The sequence below is a fragment of the Streptomyces sp. NPDC039480 genome (genome assembly GCF_055597165.1).
On record NZ_JBVITX010000001.1, the window covers coordinates 907,298 to 932,320 of the forward strand.

General features: G+C 71.0%; 17 protein-coding genes and 1 pseudogene. 5 read left to right on the forward strand and 13 right to left on the reverse strand.

Annotated features, from left to right (window positions below; genetic code table 11):
- Positions 1-100: 100 nt before the first annotated feature.
- The 4 genes from ACZ56E_RS03335 to ACZ56E_RS03350 form a co-directional block, all read right to left on the reverse strand.
- On the reverse strand, positions 101-4,639 hold the full coding sequence (locus tag ACZ56E_RS03335; protein WP_471210469.1) for an amino acid adenylation domain-containing protein: 4,539 nt from the start codon (positions 4,637-4,639) through the stop codon (positions 101-103).
- A 300-nt stretch (positions 4,640-4,939) separates the two neighbouring features.
- Positions 4,940-6,322: an MFS transporter gene (locus tag ACZ56E_RS03340; protein WP_471210472.1), complete on the reverse strand. Its 1,383-nt coding sequence runs from the start codon at positions 6,320-6,322 to the stop codon at positions 4,940-4,942.
- Entirely contained in the window at positions 6,322-6,948 is a 627-nt protein-coding gene (locus ACZ56E_RS03345) for an ArsR/SmtB family transcription factor (protein WP_471210474.1), read from the reverse strand. The genes ACZ56E_RS03340 and ACZ56E_RS03345 overlap by 1 nt, the downstream gene beginning before the upstream one ends.
- Positions 6,949-7,036: 88 nt before the next feature.
- Positions 7,037-7,960 carry an RNA polymerase sigma-70 factor gene (locus tag ACZ56E_RS03350; protein ID WP_471210476.1) on the reverse strand — a complete coding sequence of 308 codons (924 nt, stop codon included), beginning with the start codon at positions 7,958-7,960 and terminating at the stop codon, positions 7,037-7,039.
- 199 nt (positions 7,961-8,159) lie between these two features.
- On the opposite strand from ACZ56E_RS03350, the gene ACZ56E_RS03355 reads away from it, so the two are divergent.
- Positions 8,160-8,645, forward strand: a complete 486-nt coding sequence (locus tag ACZ56E_RS03355; RefSeq protein ID WP_471210479.1) for a carboxymuconolactone decarboxylase family protein — start codon at positions 8,160-8,162, stop codon at positions 8,643-8,645.
- A 27-nt stretch (positions 8,646-8,672) separates the two neighbouring features.
- Here ACZ56E_RS03355 and ACZ56E_RS03360 read toward each other — a convergent pair whose 3' ends face one another.
- On the reverse strand, positions 8,673-10,124 hold the full coding sequence (locus ACZ56E_RS03360) for an endo-1,4-beta-xylanase (RefSeq protein ID WP_471210481.1): 1,452 nt from the start codon (positions 10,122-10,124) through the stop codon (positions 8,673-8,675).
- Between the two features lie 532 nt (positions 10,125-10,656).
- On the opposite strand from ACZ56E_RS03360, the pseudogene ACZ56E_RS03365 reads away from it, so the two are divergent.
- Together ACZ56E_RS03365 and ACZ56E_RS03370 are read left to right on the forward strand one after the other, a co-directional pair.
- Positions 10,657-11,565 (forward strand): annotated as a pseudogene (locus tag ACZ56E_RS03365) (glycoside hydrolase family 62 protein); the annotation flags it as partial.
- 123 nt (positions 11,566-11,688) lie between these two features.
- Positions 11,689-15,054 carry a S8 family peptidase gene (locus tag ACZ56E_RS03370; RefSeq protein WP_471210484.1) on the forward strand — a complete coding sequence of 1,122 codons (3,366 nt, stop codon included), beginning with the start codon at positions 11,689-11,691 and terminating at the stop codon, positions 15,052-15,054.
- 46 nt (positions 15,055-15,100) lie between these two features.
- Here ACZ56E_RS03370 and ACZ56E_RS03375 read toward each other — a convergent pair whose 3' ends face one another.
- The gene (locus ACZ56E_RS03375) at positions 15,101-16,000 is read right to left on the reverse strand and encodes an alpha/beta fold hydrolase (RefSeq protein ID WP_471210487.1); all 900 of its coding nucleotides are present in this window, start codon (positions 15,998-16,000) and stop codon (positions 15,101-15,103) included.
- Positions 16,001-16,098: 98 nt separating this feature from the next.
- On the opposite strand from ACZ56E_RS03375, the gene ACZ56E_RS03380 reads away from it, so the two are divergent.
- Together ACZ56E_RS03380 and ACZ56E_RS03385 are read left to right on the forward strand one after the other, a co-directional pair.
- Entirely contained in the window at positions 16,099-16,509 is a 411-nt protein-coding gene (locus tag ACZ56E_RS03380) for a winged helix-turn-helix transcriptional regulator (RefSeq protein ID WP_471210489.1), read from the forward strand.
- Between the two features lie 143 nt (positions 16,510-16,652).
- Positions 16,653-17,381: a phosphatase PAP2 family protein gene (locus ACZ56E_RS03385; RefSeq protein ID WP_471210492.1), complete on the forward strand. Its 729-nt coding sequence runs from the start codon at positions 16,653-16,655 to the stop codon at positions 17,379-17,381.
- A gap of 7 nt (positions 17,382-17,388) precedes the next feature.
- Here ACZ56E_RS03385 and ACZ56E_RS03390 read toward each other — a convergent pair whose 3' ends face one another.
- From ACZ56E_RS03390 to ACZ56E_RS03420, 7 genes are read right to left on the reverse strand one after another with little or no spacing between them, the layout of a single operon-like run.
- Entirely contained in the window at positions 17,389-18,714 is a 1,326-nt protein-coding gene (locus ACZ56E_RS03390) for a glutamate-1-semialdehyde 2,1-aminomutase (protein ID WP_471210494.1), read from the reverse strand.
- Between the two features lie 7 nt (positions 18,715-18,721).
- The gene (gene rfbC, locus ACZ56E_RS03395; protein ID WP_471210496.1) at positions 18,722-19,273 is read right to left on the reverse strand and encodes a dTDP-4-dehydrorhamnose 3,5-epimerase; all 552 of its coding nucleotides are present in this window, start codon (positions 19,271-19,273) and stop codon (positions 18,722-18,724) included.
- Positions 19,270-20,466 carry a polysaccharide pyruvyl transferase family protein gene (locus ACZ56E_RS03400; protein WP_471210499.1) on the reverse strand — a complete coding sequence of 399 codons (1,197 nt, stop codon included), beginning with the start codon at positions 20,464-20,466 and terminating at the stop codon, positions 19,270-19,272. Before ACZ56E_RS03400 ends, rfbC begins: the two co-directional genes overlap by 4 nt.
- Complete coding sequence (locus tag ACZ56E_RS03405) at positions 20,463-21,410, reverse strand: glycosyltransferase family 2 protein (RefSeq protein ID WP_471210501.1); 948 nt, start codon at positions 21,408-21,410, stop codon at positions 20,463-20,465. The genes ACZ56E_RS03400 and ACZ56E_RS03405 overlap by 4 nt, the downstream gene beginning before the upstream one ends.
- On the reverse strand, positions 21,407-22,720 hold the full coding sequence (locus tag ACZ56E_RS03410) for a hypothetical protein (protein WP_471210503.1): 1,314 nt from the start codon (positions 22,718-22,720) through the stop codon (positions 21,407-21,409). The genes ACZ56E_RS03405 and ACZ56E_RS03410 overlap by 4 nt, the downstream gene beginning before the upstream one ends.
- Positions 22,717-24,000 (reverse strand): DUF4910 domain-containing protein, encoded by a 1,284-nt coding sequence (locus tag ACZ56E_RS03415; RefSeq protein WP_471210506.1) that lies wholly within the window; start codon positions 23,998-24,000, stop codon positions 22,717-22,719. Before ACZ56E_RS03415 ends, ACZ56E_RS03410 begins: the two co-directional genes overlap by 4 nt.
- Positions 23,988-25,022: an NAD-dependent epimerase/dehydratase family protein gene (locus tag ACZ56E_RS03420; protein WP_471147228.1), complete on the reverse strand. Its 1,035-nt coding sequence runs from the start codon at positions 25,020-25,022 to the stop codon at positions 23,988-23,990. The genes ACZ56E_RS03415 and ACZ56E_RS03420 overlap by 13 nt, the downstream gene beginning before the upstream one ends.
- Position 25,023: the final 1 nt, after the last annotated feature.

Sequence of the window (25,023 nt, forward strand, 5' to 3'; positions counted from 1 at the left end):
GTGGGGCCGGCCGGGACACAATTCCCGCCCGGCCCCACATTTTTGGGCGGAGGCGTCCCCCCGCGAATACCGCGCACGGGGGCGCCTCTGCCCGGCTTCCCTACAGCATCGTCCGGAGCGCGGCCGCCGGCCCGGAAGCGTGCGACTCCAGCAACTCGAGCGCCACCACAACGCGGTCGGCCAGCGTCCGGACCCACTTCGGGTCAAGTCCCCCTTCGTGGAAGGCGAACCGGAGCGCGACCGGCCGGCCGTCCTCGACCAGGAGGGTGAGTGAGAGCGGGTAGTGCACCTCCTCGTACCCCAGCGCCCGCCGGAACGTCAGGGCGGAGCTCCCGTCCGACACGTCCTCGACGACGAAGATGGTGTCGAAGGGCTCACCCTGCGCGTCCGGCACGCTCCGCTGGAGGTCGGCCAGGGAGTGGTGGCCGTGGCGCACGGAGTCGCTCAGCTGGTCCCTGAGACCGGCCAGCGCCGTGGCCACCGTCGCCGCACCGGCCGGATCCCAGACGACCGGCACGGTGTTCATCACCAGCCCCACGACGCGGTCCATCTTCGCGAGGTCCCAGGTGCGCCCGTCGACCACGCAGCCCACCATGACGTCGTCACGGCCGACGGCCGCCGACACCGTGACGGCCCACGCCGCGAGAGTGGCGACGGCAGGCGTCACACCGTGCCTGCTCACCAGACGCTGGAAGTGCGTCCTGGTGGCCGCCGACAGATCGACGGTCAGCAGCCGCTCCTCGCCCCCGGCAGCCCGGCCGGGCGAGTCGAGATAGCAGGCACGGCTGTCCGCGAGCCGGTCCGTCCAGTACGTACGGGCCGCGTGCTGCCGCTGCGGGTCGCTCAGCCATTCCACGAAACGGCGGTACGGCACCGGCGCCGGCAGCTCTTCTCCGCCGCCTGTCAGCGCCGCGTACAAGCGGCTCGCCTCCTCGGTCAGCACGCCGACGCTCCAACCGTCGATCCACAGGTGGTGGCAGTTGAGCACCACCTTGAGCCGGCCCTCGCCGGTGCGTGCCACCGTCACCAGCGGGCGCCAGTCCCGGGCCGGGTCGCTCGCCGTGTCGATGAGGTCCTCGGACCAGTCGGCGATCGCGACGTCCACCGACTCCACCGGATGCACCACCTGGACCGGCCGGTCCAGGCCCTGCCAGTGTGCGGTGCTGCGCAGCACCGGGTGGCGTCGGACGAGCTCGCGCCACACCTCGACCACCACGGACTCGTCGAGGCCGGGAGCGCAGTCGATGAGGTGGCATCCTCCGTAGCCGCTGCCCATGAGGCTGTGCAGGAGCATTCCGCTCTGCAGGGGCGTGAGGTCGTACACGTCGTCCGTGCGACCGGTCTCCTTGAGGATCGCGTCCAACTGCTCCCGCGTGACGGACGCCAGCGGGAAGTCCGACGGCACCCGTGCCGTGCGTGCCCCCGCCCCCCGCAGGACCAGAAGCTCGACGGCGCTCAGGCAGCGCCGCGCGACCGACTCGATCGTCGGCAGTGTGTGCAGCGTGGGGGCGTAGAGCCAGCGGAAGGTGAGCCGGTCGTCGATGACCTCGACTTCGAGCTCGATGTCATGGCTGCGTTCTTGGCGGGCCGAGCGCTCCTCGCCGGCGGCGCCCAGTGCCGCGGTGAAGTTCTCCGCCTGGAACTGGGTCTCCAGATGGCCCGAGTAATTGAACATGATTCTGCCCGGGTTGGCGGGGGCGGCCTCGATGTCGCACCCCAGCCGGTCTGAAGGCCCGGTGGCCAGCGCGTGTTTCACGCGGTGCACCGCGTCGCGCAGCCCGGGGTCGCTCTCCGCGTCCAGGGTGAAGGAGCCGAGCGTCACTCGGTGCACCCCCGCGAACCAGCCGACCGCCTCGGAGCGGTCGGGGCCGGGAACGCGGCTGTCGCGGCCGTGCCGTTCCACGTCGAAGGAGACCGCCGGCATGTCGTGGGCCGCACTCAGCGCGTCGGTGAGCGCCGTCAGGAGCACCGCCTCCACAGGACTGCTGTAGTCGCTCGGTGTCACCCGCAGAAGCTGTCGGGTGGCGGACGCCGACAGCCGCATGTCGACGCACGCGACACCCCCCACGGTGTTGGGGCCGTCCGCGGTGTCCCGAGGGAGGGACACCGGCTCGGGCGGCGTGTCTTGCGCGCCTCCGGTCAGTGCGGCCTCGCGCGGACGTACGGCGGCCAACGCGCTCGCCCATTGGGAGAACGCGTATGAGTCTTCGGGCAGTCCGGGCTCACGTCCGGCGACGAGGTTCGTGTAGGCGACGTCCAGGTCGCGCACGATCGTCGGCCACGAGAAGGTGTCGACCGCGAGGTGGTGGACAGCGATCAGCAGCAGGCTCGGGCGTCCGGCGCCGGAGATCAGCGCGGCGCGCAGCACCTGCCCGTTCTCGATGTCGAGCGAGCGCTGCAACTCGGTGGCGACTTCCTGGAGCCCGCGGTCGCCACCGGCGTCCTGATCGAGGAAGACCTCGGTCAGGAGCTCGAAACCGGGCGGTGCCTCGCCGGCCTCCTGTTGCCACCGGCCGTCGACGAGCGTGAAGCGCAGCCGGAGCGCGTCGTGGGCGTCGACCAGCGCCTCAAGAGCCGACTCCAGCGCGAAGACCTCGGGTTCGCCCTGCCACTCCAGGAGGATCGACTGGTTGTTGTGGTCCTGGTCCACCGGCTCGCGATCGAAGAACCACTGCTGGATCGGTGTCGGGGGCAGCGGCCCGCTGACGTCGAGCGCGGTCTCGGCCACCGTGTCCGAGCGCACCACCGACGACGCCAGGTCGTGCAGCGTCGGACAGCGGAAGACATCGGTGAGGCTCAGCTCGTAACCCTGCTCACGCAGCTTCGACGCGAGGCGGACGGTGGAGATCGAGTCGCCGCCGAGCTCGAAGAAGTTCGCATCGGGTGCCACCGAGGTGACGCCGAGGACGGACTTCCACGCCTCGCGCAGCACGTCCTCGACGCTTTCCGTCCCCGGTCCTTCGGGGGCCTCGTTGGGCTCCGGGTCCTGCCGGGCGAGAGCGGAGCGGTCGACCTTCCCGTTCGCGTCGAGCGGTATCGCGTCGACAGCGGCGTACTGCCGCGGGACGGCGTAGTCCGGGAGCTGTTCGGCCAGCCACGGGACAAGGTCCTCCGGCACGGCCCCGTCGACGACGAGGTAGGCCTTGAGCACGAGCGGCGCATCGGGGCCGGTGCGGTGGCCCACGACGGCTGCGTCATGGATGTCCGGGTGGCGCCGGAGCGCCGACTCGGTCTCGCCGGGTTCCACGCGGTAGCCGCGGATCTTCAGCTGGCGGTCCGACCTGCCGAGGAAGACCACGTTGCCCTGGTCGTCCCGGGTCGCCCGGTCTCCGGTGCGGTACATCCGGGCCCCGGGCTCGGGGGCGTAGGGGTCCGGAACGAACTTCTCCCCGGTCAGCTCCGGCCGGCCCAGGTAGCCGCGGGCACAGCACACCCCGCCGATGAAGATCTCGCCCTCCGCGCCCTCGGGAACCAGCTGGAAATCGTCGTCCAGGACGTACATGGAGGTGTTCTCGATCGGCTTGCCGATCGGGATGGTCTCCCCGGAGAAGCCGGGCGGGGTCATGAAGAAGGCATTGGCCACGGAGGCCTCGGTCGGCCCGTACTCGTTCAGCACGGGGGTCGTGGTGTCGAGGGCGCGCCAACGCTGCAGCGACTGCACGGGGAAGAGGTCCGCCCCCACCGCGAGCAGCCCCGAAAGGCTCCGCGCCCCGTCCGCATCGGTCATCGAGGTGATCAGGTCGAGCTGACCGGGCGTCAGTTTGATGAAGCCGTACGGGCCGCTGGACAGCACCTCGGAGATCTGCGCGGGCAGGTCCTGGTCGTCGGGGACGAGCCGCACCGGCTGGCCGCACCACAGGGGCGCGTAGATGTTGGGCACCACCATGTCGAAGCCGACCGAGGAGAAGAGCGGAGCGCCGTCGGTGCCGAGAGTGGTGTAGGTCTCGACAGCCCAGTCCAGGTAGTTCGCCACTCCGTGGTGCGGGCACTGCACGCCCTTCGGTCGACCACTGGAACCGGAGGTGTAGATGACGTAGGCCAGTTGCTCAGGCCTGACGTCTTCGGCCAGGTCGCTCCGCTCGGCGGGGCTCGCGGTCGCGACAGACTCCAGCAGGTCGTCTACGCACAGGGCCGTCGAGTCGGCGAACTCCTCGGCGTCGCGGTGGGTGGCGTCCGTGAGGACGACCGTGGGCCGCGCGTCCTCCACGATGTGCCGCCGCCGTCGAACCGGGTCACCGGGCGACAGGGGAACGTACGCGCCACCGGCCTTCATGACCGCGAGAAAGCTGACCAGCAACTCCACGGAGCGCGGCAGGCATACGACGACCAGGGACTCGGCGCTGACGCCGTGGGCGCGCAGTTGGCGTGCCAGGACGTTCGCCCGGGTGTTGAGTTCCTCGTACGTCAGGGTCAGACCCCGGGCGCGTACCGCGATGCTGTGCGGAACGCGCGAGGCCTGCGCCTCGAACCCGCCGTGGATCGTCCTGGCCCTGATGACCCGGCGCGGGGCCCATCCCGCGAGGAGGCCCTGGGGAGCCGGGGCCCCGTGATCACCGGCCTCCGCCGCGGGGGTGGCCACCGCCGTGCCGGGCCCGGCCGATAGCACCAGAGATGTCGACTCGCTGGACTCCGTCATCATTTCTCCAAGCTTTGACCGGCCGAAATCTGACTCAATCCCGCGTTCGCGCAGCCCGGCCGGCGCCGGGTGCGGGAAGCTGCCGCGGCGGACGCGTGGAATATAGGTGTCGACGAGTCGGCGCCGCACTCGTGAGCGGCCTCGCACATGCGCTGCGGACCTCTTCGGGCGGGGGCATGTCCGCTGATCAGCGTCACTTTGTCTCCTCCCGGGGGAGGAAGTTCCCATTGGGTTCCACCCGGTGGGGGACAGGAGCCGCGCGTGCGTCGGCGGGCGCCGTCACACGGGGCGAAACCCCGGTCTCTAGGACGGTGACGAGGCGGGCTCCGCCGGGGTGGCGTGGGGGGTTTGCCCGGCCCGCCCCTTGCCGCGATGGCGGTCCATCTCACGCCATTCCGGGCGCAGGCCCGTGAGGTTGGTCGTCAGGAAATAGACGCCGCCCGCGATCAGCAGCGCGGGGGTGAGGCCCATACCCGCCACGACGGCACCCGCGATGAGACCGCCCAGGGGGATTCCGGCCCAGGTGATGGCGTCGCCGATGCCTTGTGCCCGGCCCATCATTTCGGGGGGTATGCGTTCGTACGTGACGGCACCGATGATCGGGTTGATGAAGCCGCCGCCCAGGCCGCCCATACCGATCACCATCGCCACGCACCACAGCGGCGCCTCCGTCGTCAGGATGAGGAACCGCGGCGCCCCTGTGACGAGCCAGCCGAGGAAGAACACCGGCCGGCGCCGCAGCCGATGGGCCACCGCCGCAGCGACGAGGCTGCCCACGGTCGCCGTGACGCTGAACGATGCCAGCACCAGTCCGATCGTGCCGGGGCCGTAACCGGACTCCGCGGCCCAGACCGGAACGAGGACGGCCACATAGGCGGCGTCCAGCAGATTCGTGATGCCGAGCATGGCGTAGAGGGTGAGCAGGATCGGCTGCCCGCGCAGGAACGCGAAGCCCTGGCGCAGGCTGTGCCAGTAGCCGTCCCGCGCATCGTGGGTTCCTGTAGCCTCTGGTGTTTTTTCAGCTTCCGCTGCTTCTTCGGGTTCTCCCGTGCCGCCCCCTGCAGGGTGCTTCTGCGGTTGCCCCATGCCGCCGGGCAACGCGACGGCGATGATCAGCGAACCCAGCGCGAAACAAGCGGCGTTGACGCCCAGCCCGACCATGGGGCCCACCAGCCCCACCAGTGTGCCACCGGCGGCAGGTCCCACGGTTCCTGCCAGGCGATCGAACACGCCCTGGAGTCCCGTCGCCCGTTCCAGCGGCACCCGGCTGCGTTCGGCCGCCTCCGGGATCATGACGTCCTTCGCGAGATCCCCGGGGCTGCGGACCGTGCCGATGACGGCCACCAGGGCCAGCAACACACCGAAGGACAGCAAACCTTCGGCGTGCAACAGAGGGATCAGCAGGGCGGCGGCCGCGCTGACGACGTCCGCGATCCAGGAGATCCGGCGGGGACCGATCCGGTCGACCAGCGGGCCGGCGAAGGCCTTGACCACCACATAGGGCGCCATCTCGCAGAACGCGACAAGACCGGTCTGCGTGGCGCTGCCCGTCGTCACGAGCACGAACCACGGGATGGCGATGGCGGAGATCCTGGTGCCGCTGTGCGCGACGAGCAGCGCCGCGAGCACCCCTGCGAGCGGCCGTAACCGGCCCCGGTCGGCTTCCGCTGTCTTCTCGTACCGCATCAGTCCACCTCCCGCGAGGGTATGTCGACTTCCGGCAGCACCTGGAAGTTCACCCACACCCGCTCGGTGGCCTCGGTCGCCTCGGATTCCTCGTCACCCGAAGCCCGCGGGTATCGGTCGATCACCGACAGGATCTCGGTACGCAACTCCTGGGCCTGCGCGGGCGTGAGCCGGAGCGTGGCGTCGCTCATGTCGAACACTTCCCGCCACGGCCGGGGGAACGTCTGCAAGCTGTTGAGTCCTTGCTGGGTCCGCAGGACGTGCGCGTTGTGCACCGACCGGAGGTAGGCGAGGGCCGCCTCCGGCTCGCGCTCGGCGAGGTCCTCGTGGTTGAAGCGCGTGAGCTGGTGGACCGAACGCCACCACCGTTCCCGCGCGTTGCCTCTTTCCGTGTCCTCGGCCACGAAGCCGGCCGCGGCGAGCTGGCGCAGGTGGTAGCTCGCCGTACCGGAATTCACCTCCAGCCGCTCCGCGAGGCGGGTGGCCGTCGACGGGCCGTGCTTCCGCAGCAGCCCGACCAACTGCACGCGCACCGGATGCGCAAGGGCGCGCAGCCCCTTGGCATCCAGGACCACCGAATCGTCTTCCTCGTGCGGGCCGTTCGGCCTCTCCACTGCATCAGCCATGCGCCTCACGGTATTCCACGAAGAACTCTTCGCAAAGAGCTCTTCGCAAAGAATCCTCCGCGAAGAGTTCTTCGGGGTTCGAGTCGCCTCAGCGGCCCACCGCGGTCTCCCGGTTGATGCGTGACAGCTTCTCGGGGTTGCGGACGGCGTAGAGCCCGGTGATGAGGCCGCCCTCGACGCGTACCGCGAGGACGGTGTCGGTCTCGCCGCCCGTGCGCAGGATGAGTGCGGGGTGGCCGTTGACCTGGGCCGGCCGCAAGGTCGCGGACGTGAGCCTGCTCAGCACGCCGGCCACCGCTTCGGCACCCACGACGGGCTCCAGCGCGGCCCGGACGACTCCGCCGCCGTCGGTCAGCAGTACGACGTCCGGAGCGATCATGTCGAGCAGGCGCCGCAAGTCACCGGTTTCCACGGCCTGTTGGAATGCCGCGAGCACACCGCGGGTCTGGGCCGGGGAGACGGCTTCGCGCGGTCGGCGTGCCGCGACATGGGCCCGTGCGCGGTGGGCGATCTGCCGGACCGCGGCCGGGGTCTTGTCGACGGCCTGCGCGATGTCGTCGTACCCGAGATCGAAGACGTCGCGCAGGACGAACACGGCCCGCTCGGTCGGCGTGAGCGTCTCCAGTACGAGCAGCATCGCCATGGAGACGCTGTCGGCAAGCTCGATGTCCTCGGCGACATCGGGCGCGGTCAGCAGGGGTTCGGGCAGCCAGGGACCGACGTACGACTCCTTGCGCCGCCGCAGTGTACGCAGCCGGGTCAGCGCCTGGCGCGTGGTGATGCGCACCAGGAAGGCGCGCGGGTCCCGCACCGTGTCATGGTCGACGTCCGCCCAGCGCAGCCAGGTCTCCTGAAGGACGTCCTCCGCGTCGGCGGCGGAGCCGAGCATCTCGTAGGCGACGGTGAACAACAGGTTGCGATGGGCGACGAACACCTCAGTGGCGGAGTCCGCCCCCTCGGCGCGAGGGCTGTGCCCCGCCGCGCCGGTCGCTCGCCGGGTGTCCTCGTCCATGGTGGCTCCTGCCTGTCGCGGCGTCTTGTCCGTGTCGCGCACAAGACGCCGCCCGCCACGCTCTTGTGACACGGAACCCCGGTGGCCCTCGTCACACGGCCGGACTGTCACAGCTCCACGGCGACCGGCGCCTTATGGGCGTCAGGGCGCTGCACGGACGATCCGCGCGGCACACGATTCCACAAGCGAGGACGTTGTCATGGAACCCCGTATGAACCTGTTCGCCCACGAGATCGGCGCGAAGATCGGCAAACGGATCTTCGCCGTCAGCCAGGTGATCCAGGAGTCGCCGCTGCCCAAGCCGACGCAGGAGCTGGTCCAGTTGCGCGCCAGCCAGATCAACGGCTGTGGCTTCTGCGTCGACATCCACGCCAAGGACGCCGCGGCCGCGGGCGAGGCCTCGGACCGGCTGAACCTGGTGGCCGCCTGGCGCCACTCCACCGTGTTCACCGAGGCCGAGCGGGCCGCGCTGGCCCTCACCGAGGAGGGCACGCGCATCATCGACGGCTACGAGGGCGTCTCCGACGAGACCTGGTCCCAAGTACGCAAGCACTACGACGACGACCAGGCCATCGCGCTGGTCTCCCTGATCGCCATGATCAACGCGACGAACCGGCTCGGCGTCATCCTCAACAACCAGGGCGGCGCCTACGAACCCGGCAACCTCGCCACGATCGCCGTCTGACCGCCCGCGGCGCCGCCCTGCCTCCCCTCAGGTGCGGGTCCAGCGTTGGTTGCTGCCGTTCGAGCAGGCGTAGAGCTGGATCAGGGTGCCGTTGGCTGTGCCGGCCGCGGTGGCGTCGAGGCAGCGGCCGGACTGGACGCCGACGATGGATCCGTCGGAGTTGAGGCGCCATTTCTGGTTGTCGCCGCCCCAGCAGCTGTAGATCTGTACCTTGGCGCCGTTGCCGGTGCCGGCGGCGTCCAGGCACTTGTCGCCGTGGATCCTGAGCTCGCCCGCGGCGGTGGGCGTCCACTGTTGATTGGTGCCGTCGTGGCAGTCCCACAGCTGGAGTTGGGTGCCGTCGGTGGGGCCGGATCCGGGCACGTCCAGGCAGCGGCCCGAGGCGACGCCCTTGATTTGTCCGGCATCACCGGGGGGTGTGGGGGAGCCGGCGTTGAGTGCGTTGAGGACGGTGGTGTAGGCGGGCTTCTTGCTGCCGTCGCCGTTGAAGAGCAGCGGCGAGTGCTCCGGTCGCCAGGAGTCGGTGTCGCGCACACCCCAGACGGTGATGCCGAGGCAGCGCGCGACGGCCAGGCAGTCCTTGGTCACGTCGGCGTACGTTGTGGCCGGGGCGCCCTGGATGTCGAGCTCGGTGATGGCCACGTCGACGCCGAGAGCGGCGAACTGCTGGAGCGTGGTGCGGAAGTTGCTGTTGTAGGGGCTGCCGCTGTTGAAGTGCGCCTGGAAGCCGACGCAGTCGATGGGGACGCCGCGCTGCTTGAAGTCCCGGACCATGGAGTACATGGCCTGGGTCTTGTCCCAGGTCCAGTTCTCGACGTTGTAGTCGTTGTAGCAGAGCTTGGCGGCAGGGTCGGCGGCGCGCGCGGTGCGGAAGGCGACCTCGATCCAGTCGTTGCCGGTGCGCTGCAGGTTTGAGTCGCGCCGGGCACCCGAACTGCCGTCGGCGAAGGCCTCGTTCACGACGTCCCACTGGGCGATCTTGCCCTTGTAGTGGGACATCACGCCGTTGATGTGGCCGACCATCGCCTGGCGCAGCGCGCTGCCGCTGAGGCTCTGCATCCAGCCGGGCTGCTGGGAGTGCCAGGCCAGGGTGTGGCCGCGCACCTGCTTGCCGTTCCGCACCGCCCAGTCGTAGACGCGGTCACCGGCGGTGAAGTCGAACTGGCCCCGCTGGGGTTCGGTGGCGTCGATCTTCATCTCGTTCTCGGCCGTCACCGAGTTGAACTCGCGGGCCGCGATCGTCGTGTACGTCGAGTCGTTGAGCCGGCCCGAGGCGATGGCGGTGCCGAAGTAGCGGCCGCTCTGCGCCGCCGCGGCGCCGAGTGTGCTCTCGGCCGCACTCTCAGCGGCGTGTGCGGTCGGCAGTGCGGCCGCACCGAGGGTGCTGGCGACCAGCGCCACGAGGAGAGAACACAGCAGGGTGGCGATGGTGTTTCTGGGTTTGCGTAAGGAGGGGGTGGGGGCGGGGGTGGGGGACATGAGCGGCTCCGGTGTCGGGGGTGGTGAACGGGTCGAGTGGGTCCGGGTGGGCAGGGGCTGCTGCCGCGGTCGGCGGAGGTCGTCGCCAGGGCGCGGCATCGGAACTGGGAGCGCTCCCAGTCGAAATATCGAACCGCGGTCGGTACGTCGGCGATTCGAAGCGGGACAGTAATGAGGCGTGAGCCGGTCGTCAACAGGTGCGGGTGTACCCGGAGTTGGCGATGTGACGGCCAGGACCGCGCGCTGCCTGCTCGCAAACTTCCGAAAATTTTCCGGTTGGCCTGGCGTACTGCCCAAGCCCCCGTGAGAGCCGCTGTTTGCAGACAGGTCTGCGACACCCCTTGACCGGAAGGCCCCGTCTTCCTAGCTTGTGGCGTCAAACAATTCGAGAGTTTTCCGAAAGTTTTCGGGAGGTCTTCCGATGTGGTTCCGCTCTCCGCCCCTGGCTCACCCGAGACGCTTACTCGCCGTCCTGTCGCCCCTGCTGCTCGCAGCCACGTTCCTCGGCGCCCCACCCGCCGCCCCGGCCAGCTCCTGCGATCTCCCGTCGACGTACCGCTGGAGCTCAACGGGCGCGCTGGCGCAGCCCAAGCCGGGGTGGGTCTCGCTCAAGGACTTCACCGTCGTCCCGTACAACGGCAGGCAACTCGTCTACGCGACGACGCACGATACGGGGACGCGTTGGGGCTCGATGAACTTCAGCCCGTTCACCAACTGGTCGGAGATGGGCTCGGCCCGCCAGAACACGATGTCGACGTCCACCGTCGCGCCCACGCTCTTCTACTTCGCGCCGAAGAACATCTGGGTGCTCGCCTACCAGTGGGGTGGGACCGCCTTCTCCTACCGGACATCGAGCGACCCCACCAACCCGAACGGCTGGTCGTCCCAGCAGGTGCTCTTCTCCGGCAGCATCCCCGGCTCCGGCACCGGACCCATCGACCAGACGCTCATCGGCGACGGCACGAACATGTACCTGTTCTTCGCCGGTGACAACGGCAAGATCTACCGGGCCAGCATGCCGATCGGGAACTTCCCGGGGAGCTTCGGCACGACCTCGACAGTGGTCATGAGCGATACGACGAACAACCTCTTCGAAGCCCCGCAGGTCTACAAGCTCCAGGGCCAGAACCGCTACCTCATGATCGTCGAGGCGATCGGCTCGCAGGGCCGCTACTTCCGCTCGTTCACGGCCACGAGTCTGAACGGCACCTGGACACCCCAGGCGGCGACCGAGAGCAACCCCTTCGCAGGCAAAGCCAACAGCGGCGCCACCTGGACGAACGACATCAGCCACGGCGAACTGCTCCGCACCGGCGCCGACCAGACCATGACTGTCGACCCCTGCAATCTGCAGCTGCTCTACCAGGGGCGCAGCCCCAACTCCGGCGGTGACTACGGCCTCCTGCCCTACCGTCCGGGTCTGCTGACACTGCGCCGCTGACGGCCTGGCCCGGCCCGTCCCAAAAATATCTCAGGAATCTTCCGCCTCCCCAGAACCAAACCCCTGCAAGATCACGTGTTACGGGCGACCACATCAGGCACGCTCAAAAGACAGGCAAATCGGGTGGCAGTCATATCGAGGGTGGGGACGGCGGCGATAGCCGCCGTGGTGTCCGGCGCACTGGTCGCGGGGGTGGCCTCGGCCGACTCCGGGGCGGGGCCGGACCGCACCGCGGACACACGGGCCGGTACCGGTGCGGAGACCAAGACCGGTCGGGCCGCGCAGGGCGGGAAGACGAAGACCGTCACGCTGGTGACCGGCGACCGGGTGGTCGTGAGGGCAGGGGGCAAGCAGGTCGTCCGGCTGATCCGCGGCGAGGGCCGCGAGGGGGTCTCGATCGCGGTACGGCGCGAGGCCGGGCACACCTACGTCGTACCGCAGGACGCCCAGTCGCTGATCAGCGCGGGCAGGCTGGACCGGCGTCTCTTCGACGTCACGCGGCTCGTCAGGGACAAGTACGACGACGCCCACCGCACGTCGCTGCCGCTGATCGTCAAGTACCGGCCGGGCCGCGCCAACAGCCGCTCCGGCGACACCTTCCGGGGCCCGGCCCGCGACCGCCGTACGCTGCCCGCCATCGGCGGCGAGGCGTTCGACGCGCCCAAGTCCGGTGCGCAGAAGGTCTGGGCGGAGCTCACCGGCGGCACGGGCAGCGGGGCGGGGAGCCGTACGAACGCGCGCACCATCGCCGCCCCGTCCATCGCGCACGTCTGGCTGGACGCCAAGGTCCGCCCCGCCCTCGACAAGAGCGTGCCGCAGATCGGCGCCCCCACCATGTGGCGGGCCGGATACACCGGCAAGGGCGTCAAGGTCGCCGTCCTGGACACCGGCGTCGACCAGACGCACCCGGACCTCAAGAACGTCGAGGTCACCGAGAAGAACTTCACCGAGTCCTCGCCCGACGCCAAGGACCGCATGGGCCACGGCACGCATGTCGCCTCGACCCTCGCGGGGTCCGGCGCCAAGTCGGGCGGCAAGTACAAGGGCGTGGCGCCCGATGTGCAGGTCCTGGACGGCAAGGTCATCTCCGAAGTGGAGGGCACCGGCACCGAGTCCAGCATCGCCGCAGGCATGCAGTGGGCGGTCGACAGCAAGGCGAAGATCGTCAACCTGAGCCTCGGCAGCCTCGACTCGCCGGGGGTCGACCCGCTGGAGGAGGCCGTCGCACGGCTCTCCGGCAAGGCCCTCTTCGTCATCGCGGCGGGCAACGACGGCCCCGAGGCCGGTACGTTGAACTCGCCCGGCAGCGCCCCCGACGCCCTGACCGTCGGCTCCGTCGACAAGCAGGACAACATCGCGGAGACCTCGAGCCGGGGCCCGCAGGCCGACGGGGTCGCCAAGCCCGACCTCACCGCGCCCGGCGACGACATCACGGCCGCCCGCTCCACGCTGACGTCCGACGGCTCCGAGGGCGACTCCTATGTCGCCATGTCGGGCACCTCGATGGCGACCCCGCACGTGGCCGGTTCCGCCGCCCTGCTCCTCCAGCAGCACCCGAAGTGGACAGGCCCGCAGCTCAAGGCCGCGCTGACCGGCTCCGCCAAGCCCCACCCCAAGCTCAACGCCTATGAGCAGGGAGCGGGCCGCGTCGACCTGACGCGCGCCGTCACCGCGTCCGTCGTCCCCGAGCCCGGCACGGTCGCCTTCGGCACGCAGGCCTGGCCGCACACCGACGACAAGCCGGTCACCAAGACCGTCACCTACCGCAACCTCGGCACCGCGCCCGTCACCCTCACGCTCTCCGCCGCCGCCCTCGACCCCAAGGGCCGCCCGGGCCCCGCGGGCATGTTCACCGTCAAGGACGCCAAGCTCACCGTCCCTGCGGGCGGCACCGCGAAGACCACCGTCACCGCCGACACCAAGCTCGGCACCACCAACGGCGTCTACGGCGGGACACTGCTGGCCACCGGTGACGGCCAGGAGGTGCGCACCGGCCTCGTCGTCGACCGTGAGGTCGAGTCGTACGACCTCACGCTGAAGCACCTGGACGTCAACGGCAGGAACTCGTCCAACTACACCACCACGCTCACCGACCGCACACAGCGGAAGATCGAGGTGCCCTTCCGCGAGGGGCCCGTCACCGTGCGGGTGCCGAAGGGCACGTACGCGCTGGAGAGTTCCGTCTACGGCGCCGGCAGCAGCTTCTCCGTCTTCGTCCAGCCGAAGCTGAAGATCGGCGCGAACGCGACGGTCACACTGGACTCCCGCAAGGCCAAGCCGGTCGCCGTCACCACCCCGGACGCCGGCGCGCGTCTCACGGAGTCGCAGATCAGCTACGACGACACGGCAGTCGGCATCGCGAACAGCTGGAGCCTCGGCGACGGCACCGTCATCCGCACCCTGGGCATCGGCGCCGAATCGCCGACCCTGAACGCCCAGTACAACGGTGTCTGGAAGGGTTCGGGCACGGCGGCGAACAAGGTCGACTACCGGCTGGCCTTCAGCCGCAGCGGCAGCTGGTTCTCGGGCCTGAAGCACGCCGCCACCAAGGCCGAACTCGCCGAGGTGAAGTACGGCGTCGGCTCCTCCGCCGCCGGGCGCAAGGGCACGCTGTCCGCCCTGCCGATCGGCAAGAACGACTACTACCCGCCTCTCCAGCCGGCGACCGCGCTGAAGCTCCCGGCCTCCGGCACGAGCTTCGTCAGCACCAAGGACGTCCGCTGGACCTGGTCCATGGCGCAGCTCGACGACGCGGGGCAGTCCACCATCGACTACGGCACCGACACGGTCGCGTACAAGGCGGGCAAGCGCTACACGCTGAACTTCAACACCGGCGTCGTCGGCCCCGACCTCGACGCCGACGACGGGCAGGGCGCGCGCCGCGCGGGCAACGCCATGGACGCGTACGTCCAGCTCTTCAGCGACGGCGCGGGGCACGCGGGCAGCTCCGTGACGACCGGTGGCTTCACCCGGCTGGAGTCGGGAGGCCGCGTCCTCGCCGAGGGTGAACCCGGCGCGGTGAGCGCCGAACTCCCGGCCGCCTCCGCCTCCTACCGGCTGACCATGGAGGCCACCCGCGCGGCCAAGGTCGCCACGACCAGCACCAAGGTGGCCGCGGTCTGGACGTTCAAGTCGGCGAAGACGCCCGACGAGCCGCCCACCACGCTGCCCCTGTCCACCGTCCGCCTCGCCCCGAAACTGGCACTGAACGGCACGGCCCCGGCCGGCAGCACGCTCAAGGTGCCGCTGAAGGTGGCCGGCGCGGCGGCGGACTCCGACAGGATCGCCTCCCTGACCGTCAAGGTCTCCTACGACGGTGGCAGCACATGGAAGTCGGCCCCCGTCACGACCGGCACCACGGGGGCGCGCACGGCGAGCGTCAAGCACCCGGCGACGGCCAAGGCCGTGTCGTACCGCGTGTACCTGAAGGACACGGCGGGCAACACCGTGACCGAGACGATCACCAACGCGTACCGGCTCGCCCCGTGATACGAGGTCCACGACGCCTCCACCCCTGACAGGCCCAGCGGCCATGTCATGAGGCCGGGCCACGGGAACACTTCCCGTGGCCCGGCCCCTTTTTCGGCAGGTCGGCGGAGAGGAAGGGAGCGAGGAGCGCGAACAGTGCGTCGGGGCGGTCGAGGGGGATGATGTGGCCGCAGTCCTGGAGGTGGTGTCCGGTCAGGTCATCGGCGATGGGGCGGAGTTGGCGTTCGAGCCCGGTGCCGATGGGGTGAGAGCCGACGGCCAGGGTGGGCATCGTCAGCCGGGCCGTCGCGACGGCGTCCCGCAGTTGCCGCGCGCTGGTGGGCAGCGCCCGGTAATAGGAGAACGCGCAGCGCAGGGCTTCCCTTCCGGTGAACGCGTGGACGAAGGCCGCACGGATGTCGTCGGACACTCCTCGCCCGAGCGTCCCCGAATCGAGGAACCAGTCGATGTACGGGGCCTCGTTGCCGTCCAGGACGCTCTCGGCGAGGCCGGGGACGGCGTGGAAACCGAACCACCACGGGGCGCCGCCCGCGATGACGTGTTCTGCTCCGGGAAGGCCGCCGAGCAGTGCCTCCATCGCGACCAGGCGCCGGACCCGGCCGGGGCGGCGCAGCGCGAGCAGGACGGCAGGGGCAGTTCCCGCGTCGATGCCCACCACTGCTGCCGAGGGCTCGCCGAGTGCGTCGAGCAGCCCTTCTGCGTCGGTGGCGAGGGTCCCCGCGTCGTAACCCTCGACGGCTCGTGTACTGGCACCGAAGCCTCGCAGGTCCGGGGCGATGACCCGGTACTGCCCGGCCAGGCGGCCCATGATGCCGCTCCAGAGCCGCCAGGTGTGCGGAAAGCCGTGCAGCAGGAGAACAGCAGGTCCGTCCCCGGCGACTGTGACGTTGAGTTGGACGCCGTTCGTCGTGATGCGGCGCAACCGGTGTGCGGTGGTGGTGGGCATGACGGCTCCTTCGTGGTTACCATCGGTGACCAGAAAACGATAAGTAACTGCACGGTCGGTGCCTAGACGGCACTTTCAGGGAAGGTGGTGAGCCACAGGTGACCACCCGGCAAGGCCGGACCGCCGGTCCCGGGGCGCGCGGCGATCTCTTCGATCCCGGGTGTCCGACGCGGCAGTTGCTGGACCGCATAGGGACGAAGTGGACCTCCATGGTCGTCAAGACGCTCGCCGATGCCGCACCGGACGAGGTGCGCTTCGCGGAGCTGAGGCGCCGGATGCCCGGCGTCTCGCAGAAGATGCTGTCCGTGACGCTGCGAAGCCTGACCCGCGATGGGCTGGTGTCGCGCCGGGTCGAACCGACGGTGCCGCCGCGGGTCTTCTACCGGCTCACCGGGCTCGGACTGTCTCTGGAAGTCGCACTCACGGGGCTGCGGAACTGGGCGGAGGAGCACATGACCGAGATCGACCGCGCCAACGAAGCCGCCGACCACGAGGCCGACGAGGGATAGGCAGGCCGGTTCCGCCCGTCCGGTCCGCGTGCTGCCGAGCGGGCCGCTCAACGCCCGTGTGCCGCCCATGCGTTGTTGGTTAGGGTGTGCTCGGAACGCGATACGCGCGGCGTGGGCCCGGGCCGCCAGGGAGGCGCTGGTTCATGACTGTCCACCGGTCGGACGAGGACGCGCAGCCTCACCTTGCCCCGGGAAGTCCGGGGCGAGAGTCGGCCGGTCGGCCCGCGTCCGCGGTGTTGCCGCCGTCTCTGCGCGTGTGGCTCGGGTTGGTCGCGGGCCTTGCCGCGCTGGGAGCCCTCGTGCTCGGGGTTCTGTACGCCGGTCACGGGCAGCCCGGCAGGGTGGACAGGTGGTTCGTCGAGCCGACGGCGGACAGCGTGCGCCCGCCGTGGCGGTACGCCGCTCTGGCCACGGACTTCCTGGGCGAGCCCGGGGGAGCGGCGACGCTGGTCGTGGCCGTCGTGACGGCCTTTCTGCTCCTTCGGTGGCCGCGCGCGGCGGTGCTCGTCGTCGCCGGGACGGCCCTGACCGTGGGGACGACGACGCTGCTCAAGCCCGTGGTGGGACGGACCATCCACGGTGAGGGCAACCTGTCCTACCCGAGCGGGCACACCGCCTTCCTCACCGCGCTCGCCGTCGTAATGGCGCTGCTCGCGGCTGGACGGCTCGGCCTCGGCCGGGCGGCCGGCCTGGCGCTCGTGCTCGCCGCGGCGCTGGTCGCCGGTGCCGCCATGGGCTGGGCGCAGGTCGCCCTGGGCGCGCACTACCCGACGGACGTCCTCGGCGGTTGGTGCACCGCGCTGACGGTGGTGCCCGTGACCGCGTGGCTGGTCGACCGGGTGGCCGACACCCGTGGGCGCGAGCGCCGCTGACGTCGAGTCACGCCCAGCGGCGGAACACGGGCTTCACCGGCCGTCCGGCCAGCCAGGGCGTGGGGTCGGCGCCGTCCAGCGCCTTCCGGTACACCGCGCACGCCTCGGCCACCACCTCGACGGTGCGGTCGATGTCGGCGTCGTCGAGCGCGCTGCTCACCACGAACGACGGGGCGAGCACCCCGCCCGCGAGGAGCCGGCGCAGGAACAGGGTGCGGTACTCCTGCGACGGCCGCCGGTTCTCGTCGAGGGTGGCGAAGACCAGGTTGCTGGCCCGGCCCCGGACGACGACGTGGTCGCCGACGCCCATGCCGGCCGCGGCCTCGCGGACACCGGCGGCCAGCCGCTCGCCGAGCGCGTGCAGCTGCGCGGTGATGCCCTCTTCGACGTAAGTGGTCTGCACGGCCATCGCGGCCGCCAGCGAGTGCGTCTCGGCGCCGTGCGTGGTGGACAGCAGGAACACCCGGTCACCGGAGTGACGCAGTCCGCCCCGCTCCATCAGCTCGCGGCGCCCCGCGAGCGCGGAGACGGCGAAACCGTTGCCCAGCGCCTTGCCGAACGTGGACAGGTCGGGCACGACGCCGTACAGACCCTGCGCGCCCGCCTCCGACCAGCGGAGGCCGGTGATCATCTCGTCGAAGACCAGCACGCAGCCGTGCCGGTCGGCCAGTTCGCGCAGGCCCGCCAGGTAACCGGGCGGGGGCTCGGTGTGGCCTGCGGGTTCGAGGATCAGGCAGGCGACCTCGTCCTGGTGGCGGGTGAGCAGCTCCTCTGTCGCGGCCAGGTCTCCGTAGGGGAACGACACCGTGAGTTCGGTGGTCGTCGCCGGGATGCCGGCGGACATCGGCGTGGTGCCGATGAACCAGTCGTCGACGGAGAAGAACGGATGGTCGCCGCAGATCGCCACCCGCGGGCGCCCGGTGACGGCACGGGCCAGACGCACCGCGGCGGTGGTGACGTCGGAGCCGTTCTTCGCGAACTTCACCATCTCGGCGGTCGGCACGGTGGCCAGGAAGCGCTCCGCGGCATCGACCTCCACGATGGAAGGCCGGACGAAGTTGCCGCCGCGGTCGATCTCCCGCCGCACCGCTTCGAGTACGCGAGGATGGGCGTGGCCGAGGCTGACCGACCGCAGGCCGGAGCCATACTCGATGTAGTGGTTGCCGTCGATGTCCCACACATGGGCACCGCGGCCGTGGCTGATGACCGGGGCCAGGTTCTCGGGGTACTGGTCGTCGCCCTTGGCATATGTGTGCGCGCCCCCGGGGATCAGCGCGTGCAGCCGCTCGTTCGCCGCCCACGACCGGGGCAGGGAGAACTCTTCGTCGTCCACGGTGGGTTCAGCTCTCCTTCTGCTTCAGGACCTCGGCGAGGCTCGGCGCCTCCCGGTCCCGCTGGGACATCGAGGTGACCGGCAACGGCCACGGTATGGCGAGCTCCGGATCGTCGAAGGCGATCGTCACGTCCTCGGCCGGATCGTGTGGGCGGTCGATCCGGTACGAGGTGTCGGCGGTCTCGGTCAGCGCCTGGAAACCGTGCGCGCACCCCGCCGGGATGTACAGGGTCGTCTGCGTCTCGCCGGACAGCTCGAAGAAGGCGCGGCTCAGGTACGTCGGCGAGTCCGCCCGCAGGTCCACGACGACGTCGAAGACCTTCCCGTACGAGCACCGCACCAGCTTGGCCTCGCCGGCGCCGGAGCGCAGGTGCAGGCCGCGCAGCACGCCACGGACCGAGCGGGACAGACTGTCCTGGACGAAGGCGTGCGGGTCGAGGCCCACCGAGCGGAGCACGTCGGTGTCGAAGGTGCGGCAGAAGAAGCCGCGTTCGTCGGCGTACGGCGTCGGCTCGAACAGGTAGGCCCCGGCGATCGCCGGGACTTCGGTCGCTTTCATCGGGTCTCCTGCGAGGCGGTCGACGGGAACAAGGCCGTGGTCAACGCGGCGAACTGGCGGGCGAGTTGGCGGGCGGCGGCCTCGTTGCGTTCGGCGAGGGTGCGGCGCAGTTCCGCCGCATTCTTCTCCAGGGCCCGGAACTGTTCGAGCAGCCGGTCGGCGTCGACCTCGCGGGCCGGATGGCAGTACGCGCCGAGGCCCATCCGGTCCATGAGCGCGTCGCTCTTCGCCGCATAGCTGACGGCGAGCGTCGGGGTGCCGGCCTTCAGCGCGCAGACCAGATTGTGGTAGCGGGTCGCGACGACGGTGTCGGCGGCCGACGTCTCCCGCAACAGGTCCGCGAGCGAGGCCGCTTCGGCGGCGGTGACCAGCGGCGAGTCCACCGCGGCAAGGATGGCGTCGGCCACCGGCGCGTCGCACGCGTCGCCGGTGAGCAGCCGGACCGTCCTGCCGTCCTCGACCAGGGCGCGCACGAAAGCGGTCGTCCCTGCGAGGTAGCGGCGGTGGATCTCGTCGGCTCTGGCGCGGTCGTCGTTGCCGCCGTGGAAGTCCATGACACCGACGCAGACCGTGCCCGGGGACGCGGCGACGGCAGGGGCGGGCAGGGCGAACGCGAGGTCCGGGTGGACCTCGTCGCGCGCGGTGTCCACGCCCATCGCCCCCATCGCGTCGCGGGACAGGGTGTCCCGGTACGAGCGGTAGGCGGCGAGCCGCGCCGACCAGCGCACCAGGGCCCGGGTCGGCCGGTCCGCGATCGGAGCGGCGCCGACCCCGACCAGCGCGACGCGGGTCCCCAGCAACCGGCCGCTCGCGCAGAGCAGGAACAGCGAGTACGGGAAGCCCCACGGCCGCAGCGGCAGCGTGGCCTCCAGGACGCCCATGCCCGGCACGATCACCACGTCGTGCCGGCGCACCCAGGCGGCGGTGCGGAAGACGTCGACGAGCTTGCCGAGTCCCTTCCGCGCGATCGCGCCCGCACGGGAGGCGGTGCGGTACTCCCCGCGGTACCAGTGCAGCCGCGTCGCCGGGATGCCGTACCGGGACGCGACGACCTCCGGTCCACCGCAGAGCGCGTCCACGACCGCCTCCGGGTGCTCGGCGCGGAGGTAGCCGAGCACGGCTTCCAGTGACCCGTCGTTGCCGAGGTTGCCGGAGCCGAGCAGCCCGAACACCCCCACCCGCACCGGGGTCACGGCCGCCTCCCCTCGCGGCCCGCGACGAGGGCGTCGACGGAGACGGTGAGCCGGGCCGGGTCGACCGGGGCGCGGTCCTCGACCCGCTCGCCGGCGCCCGGCCTGACCCGGCTCGTCATCCAAGCGGCCAAGTGGCCGAAGCAGGCGCGCCGGTCGGCCGGGGACAGCGGCGCCCGCCGGATCGCCGCGACGAAACCCCACACGTACTCGGCGAGCAGCCGGGGCGTCGGGTGCAGCGGACCCGCCCGGCGCGGGTCCAGGTTGACGCACCGGGAGCGCTTGGAAGGGTTCGCCCGCTCGGCGCGGGTGGGGTGGTCGCGGCGGAAGTACAGCAGCTCGGGCACCTGGTGGAAGGGGCCGTGCAGGGTGATCTCGGCGACGAACGTGCGGTCCGCGTGGTGGTAGCTGTCGTGCGGCTTCACCCGGCGCAGCACGTCGGCCCTCATCACCCCGTAGAAGTCGTCGCCACCGGGCTCGAACAGCAGACTGCGGAAGCGCTCCGGCGCGTGCGGCGAGTCGGTGGCGAGCCCGTACTCGTAGTCCACCTTCACCTTTCCTTCGCCGTCGATGACCGCCTGCCCGGAGTGGGCGAGGACCAGCTCGGGCCGCTCGTCCAGCGCCGCCACGCAGCGCCGCAGCAGGTCCCGGGCGTACAGGTCGTCGTGCGAGGCCCACTTGAACAGCTCGCCGCGGCACTGGGTGAACACGTAGTTGTGGTTCGGCGCGGCGCCGATGTTCCGGAGCAGCCGGATATACCGGATGCGCGGGTCGAGCGCGGCGTACCTGCGGCAGATGTCCTCGGTCCCGTCGGTCGAGGCGTTGTCGGAGATGACCAGCTCGAAGTTCTCGTAGGTCTGGCCGAGCAGGGCGTCGAGCGCCTCGGCGAGGTACTCCTCGCCGTTGTAGACGGGCAGGCCGATGCTCAGCCGGGGTTGCGCGGTCATGAAGTCCTCACTTCGGGAATCGAGTTGCGGTGGTGCTCACGCAGGGCGGTCCGCAGTTGCAGCCACCACACGGCCGAGCCGACGACGGTGGCGGCGGCGACGCCCCAGGCCGAGCCGACCGTGCCGCCCGCGGCCGCCCCGCCGAGTCCGCCGCCCACGTAACAGGCAGAGGCGAAGAGCTGGCTGCGCAGGCTGCGCCGGGCCGCGCCGAGCGCCCGAAGGCCGGCCGCCGCGCCGGTGCCGAGCCCGGCGCCCGCGACACCGAGCGTGACGGGCACGATGAGTTCGGATGCGGCGCCCCAGACGCCGCCGAGCACGAGCGCGCCGAGCCGGTCCGGCACGAGGAGCAGCGCCCCGCCCCACAGCAGCGCGGCGGCGGCCTGTCCGCCGCCCAGCAGCAGACAGAACGGGCCGAGGCGGTGCGGGGCCCGCCGCAGCACCCGGGCCGCCTCCGCGACCGTGACGAGGGAAAGACCCATCAGCACGGCCATGAACGGGCCGAGCAGGAGCTCGGCGCCCCTGATCACACCGACCGCGCCGACCCCGACGATCGCGCCGAGCCCGTACGCCCGCAGTTGGCTCGCGCCGCTGTTGCTGACGTTCTCGACCAGGTACCGGTAGCCGAGGTCACGGTGCTCGCGCACCCACTCGCGCGCTCCGGTCAGGTGGGGCCGGATGCCGGACTGGAACCAGCCGTACCCCGCGGCCACCGCGGCGGACCCGCCCCAGGCGAGCACGAAGGCGGTCACACTCCCCACCTGGGCCGCCACCACCATGGCGGGGACGAGCGCGGCACCCCACACGAGGTCGTTGACGAACGCCTTCCGCCCGGCCCCGGCGGCGAAGAACGCGAACCGCCACGCGTCCTGCAGCAACAGCCCCGGCAGGACGACGCCGAGGCAGGCGAACGCGGCCCCAAGGCGGCCGCCGAGAGCGAGCCCCGCCACCACGGACACCACACCGAGGGCGGCGCCGACGCCGAGCGCCGTACCCGACGCACGGGCCACCGCCCCGCGCCAGGACGCGTCCGGCACGCCGCTGAACCGCACCACGAGCGGGTCGGTGGCGATGCCGCGGGAGACGTTGAGCACCACGCCGTAGGTCACCCAGGCCAGGCTGAACACGCCGAACGCGGTCACCCCGAGCGAGCGGGCCACGTAGACCCCCACCACGAAGTTGCTCATGCTGGACGCCGCCTGGTCGGCAAGACCCCAGGACAGCCGGCCTGCGAGGGCCCGCCGGGCGGATCCGGCCCGCGGCGTCGGCGCCGTCGGACCCGGATCCTTCCCCTCGGTGACCATCGGCGTCATGCCTTGATCAGCCCGGCGCCGCGCAGGGCGTCGGCCGCACCGGCGACGGTGTCGAACGCCAGCCCGGACCGCTCGGCGACGTCCAGCAGACTGTGCTCGCCGTCGGAGAGGTTGAGCACCCACAGCATGGCCATCTGGGCCTGCTTGGTGTCGCTGCGGCCGCCCAGCGCGTCATACAGCCCGCGTCGGCCCAGCTGGGGTTCGCCGTACGGGCTGAGGTTGACGTACCGCCGGTTGCGGTCGAGCACGGCGAACGCCTCGCGGCAGACGGCGAGCGTGTCCGCCATCGCCTCCGGGGAGACGAAGTCCAGGTTGTCCGCCGAGGTGTGGTACTCGGGGTAGCCGGCGTACGGGGTGCGGGTGAGCGAGCCCACCCCGAGGTCGAAGCCGGGGGAGCAGTACTGCCGCTCGTCGTAGCCGTACGGAGTGAACTCGGTGACGCGGTGCGGGCGTTCGGACGAGGCGAGCACGTGCCGCATCACCCGGTCGATCTCCGCGTCGCCGCGCCTGCTCCGCTTGTACGTCAGGTCTCCCCGGTCACCGGCGCAGGCCAGCACCACCCCGTGCTTGACCCGGTCGATGCGCTCGGCGTTGCGGGCCAGCCAGGTGATCGCGCCGATGGTGCCGGGCGCGAAGACGAACCGGTAGGTGTGGTACGGCGTCGTCTCCGCGAGCGCCCGGGCCAGGAACGTCGCCACCGCGATGCCGGCCAGGTTGTCGTTGGCGAGCGACGGGTGGCACACGTGGCAGGAGACGATCACCTCGTCCGGGACCTGCCCGGGGACGACGTGTTCGGCGTAGGTGAGGTGTCCGTCGGCGAGTGTGGAGTCGATGCGCACTTCGTAGTCGCCGTCCGGCAGTGCGTCCAAGGTCTCCTGGGCCAGGCAGAATCCCCACTCCGGCTTGTAGTAACTGGTGCGGTACGGCACCCAGGCCGGGTGGTCGGGCAGGGTGTGCAGGTGTGCGCGCAGCTCGGCCAGCGGCATGGTCGTCGACACCGGCACGCTGTAGCCGAGCACGTGCAGGCTGGACGCGGCGAAGTCGACGACGCGGTTGCCGTCGGCGTCGGCGACATACGCGTCCCGGATGTTCCACTCCTGCGGCACCGTCCAGTCGAGCACCTGCGTCCCGGTCGGCACCTCGTGCACCTGGAGCGGGATGTACTCGTCGACGATGCTCAGGGTGGCGCGGACACCGTCGCCCGTGATGCTCCGGCAGAGCGGGTACAGCCGCTCCACCAGGTCGTACATCTCCTCGCCGGACGCGGTCACGGGCGCCACCGCAGGGTGTCGTCGACCGCGCCGGATTCGGACGCCGCGCGCAGCACGGCGAGGCGGGTGAAGCGCTGCTCGAAGTCCTCCCGCGTCAGCCCGTGTTTGCGGTAGGCGTCGGCGAGTTCGAGCGCGCCTCGCTTCACCGTCCACTCGCATTCGAAGCCGGGACCCCCCGCCAACGCAGTGCGGAACCGGGAGAAGTCGACCCGGTAGGACCGCGGGTCGGCGCCCGTCTCCCCGGTGATCACGACCTTCGAGCCTGACACCGCCTCGGCGACCTGCTCGGCGATCTCGGCGACCGTGACGTTGTTGGTCTCGCTGCCGATGTTGAAGGCCCGGTCGTGCACCGCGTCCCGCGGCGCGGTCAGGGCCGCGGCGAAGGCCCGTGCGATGTCGGCGGCGTGCACCAGCGGACGCCACGGGGTGCCGTCGGACATCACGAGGACCTCGCCGGACAGCAGCGCGTGGCCCACCAGGTTGTTCAGCACGATGTCGGCGCGCAGCCTCGGCGAGTAGCCGAAGGCGGTGGCGTTGCGCATGAACACCGGGCTGAAGTCGTCGTCGGCCAGGGCGTGCAGGTCGTCCTCCACCCGCACCTTGGACTCCGCGTACGGCGTCACGGGGCGCAGCGGGGCGTCCTCGCCCACCAGGTCGCCGCCGCCGGCGGCGCCGTACACCGAGCAGGTCGACGCGTACAGGAAGCGCCGCACTCCGGCGTCGTGGGCCAGCCGGGCGAGGTGCACGGACGCGTGATGGTTGATGTCGTAGGTGAGCTCCGGTGCCAGGGAACCCAGCGGGTCGTTGGAGAGTGCGGCCAGGTGGATCACGGCGTCCACTCCGGCCAGGTGTTCGGCCGTGACGTCGCGCAGGTCCACGCGGTGCCCCGGCGGGTCCGCGGGCGGCGGACCGAGGACGCAGTCGGCGAACAGGCCGGCGTCGAGACCGACGACCTCGTGTCCGGCGGCCGCGAGGACCGGGGCCATCACGGTGCCCAGGTACCCCTGGTGTCCGGTGAGCAGTACGCGCAAG

Bases quoted from the DNA above. Each gene is read 5' to 3' on its own strand.
- ACZ56E_RS03385 (WP_471210492.1), top strand. From the start codon at position 16,653: ATGACTGTCCACCGGTCGGACGAGGACGCGCAGCCTCACCTTGCCCCG.
- ACZ56E_RS03410 (WP_471210503.1), bottom strand. From the start codon at position 22,720: ATGACGCCGATGGTCACCGAGGGGAAGGATCCGGGTCCGACGGCGCCG.
- ACZ56E_RS03350 (WP_471210476.1), bottom strand. From the start codon at position 7,960: ATGGACGAGGACACCCGGCGAGCGACCGGCGCGGCGGGGCACAGCCCT.
- ACZ56E_RS03360 (WP_471210481.1), bottom strand. From the start codon at position 10,124: ATGTCCCCCACCCCCGCCCCCACCCCCTCCTTACGCAAACCCAGAAAC.
- ACZ56E_RS03375 (WP_471210487.1), bottom strand. From the start codon at position 16,000: ATGCCCACCACCACCGCACACCGGTTGCGCCGCATCACGACGAACGGC.
- ACZ56E_RS03355 (WP_471210479.1), top strand. From the start codon at position 8,160: ATGGAACCCCGTATGAACCTGTTCGCCCACGAGATCGGCGCGAAGATC.
- ACZ56E_RS03340 (WP_471210472.1), bottom strand. From the start codon at position 6,322: ATGCGGTACGAGAAGACAGCGGAAGCCGACCGGGGCCGGTTACGGCCG.
- rfbC (WP_471210496.1), bottom strand. From the start codon at position 19,273: ATGAAAGCGACCGAAGTCCCGGCGATCGCCGGGGCCTACCTGTTCGAG.
- ACZ56E_RS03335 (WP_471210469.1), bottom strand. From the start codon at position 4,639: ATGATGACGGAGTCCAGCGAGTCGACATCTCTGGTGCTATCGGCCGGG.
- ACZ56E_RS03345 (WP_471210474.1), bottom strand. From the start codon at position 6,948: ATGGCTGATGCAGTGGAGAGGCCGAACGGCCCGCACGAGGAAGACGAT.
- ACZ56E_RS03405 (WP_471210501.1), bottom strand. From the start codon at position 21,410: ATGACCGCGCAACCCCGGCTGAGCATCGGCCTGCCCGTCTACAACGGC.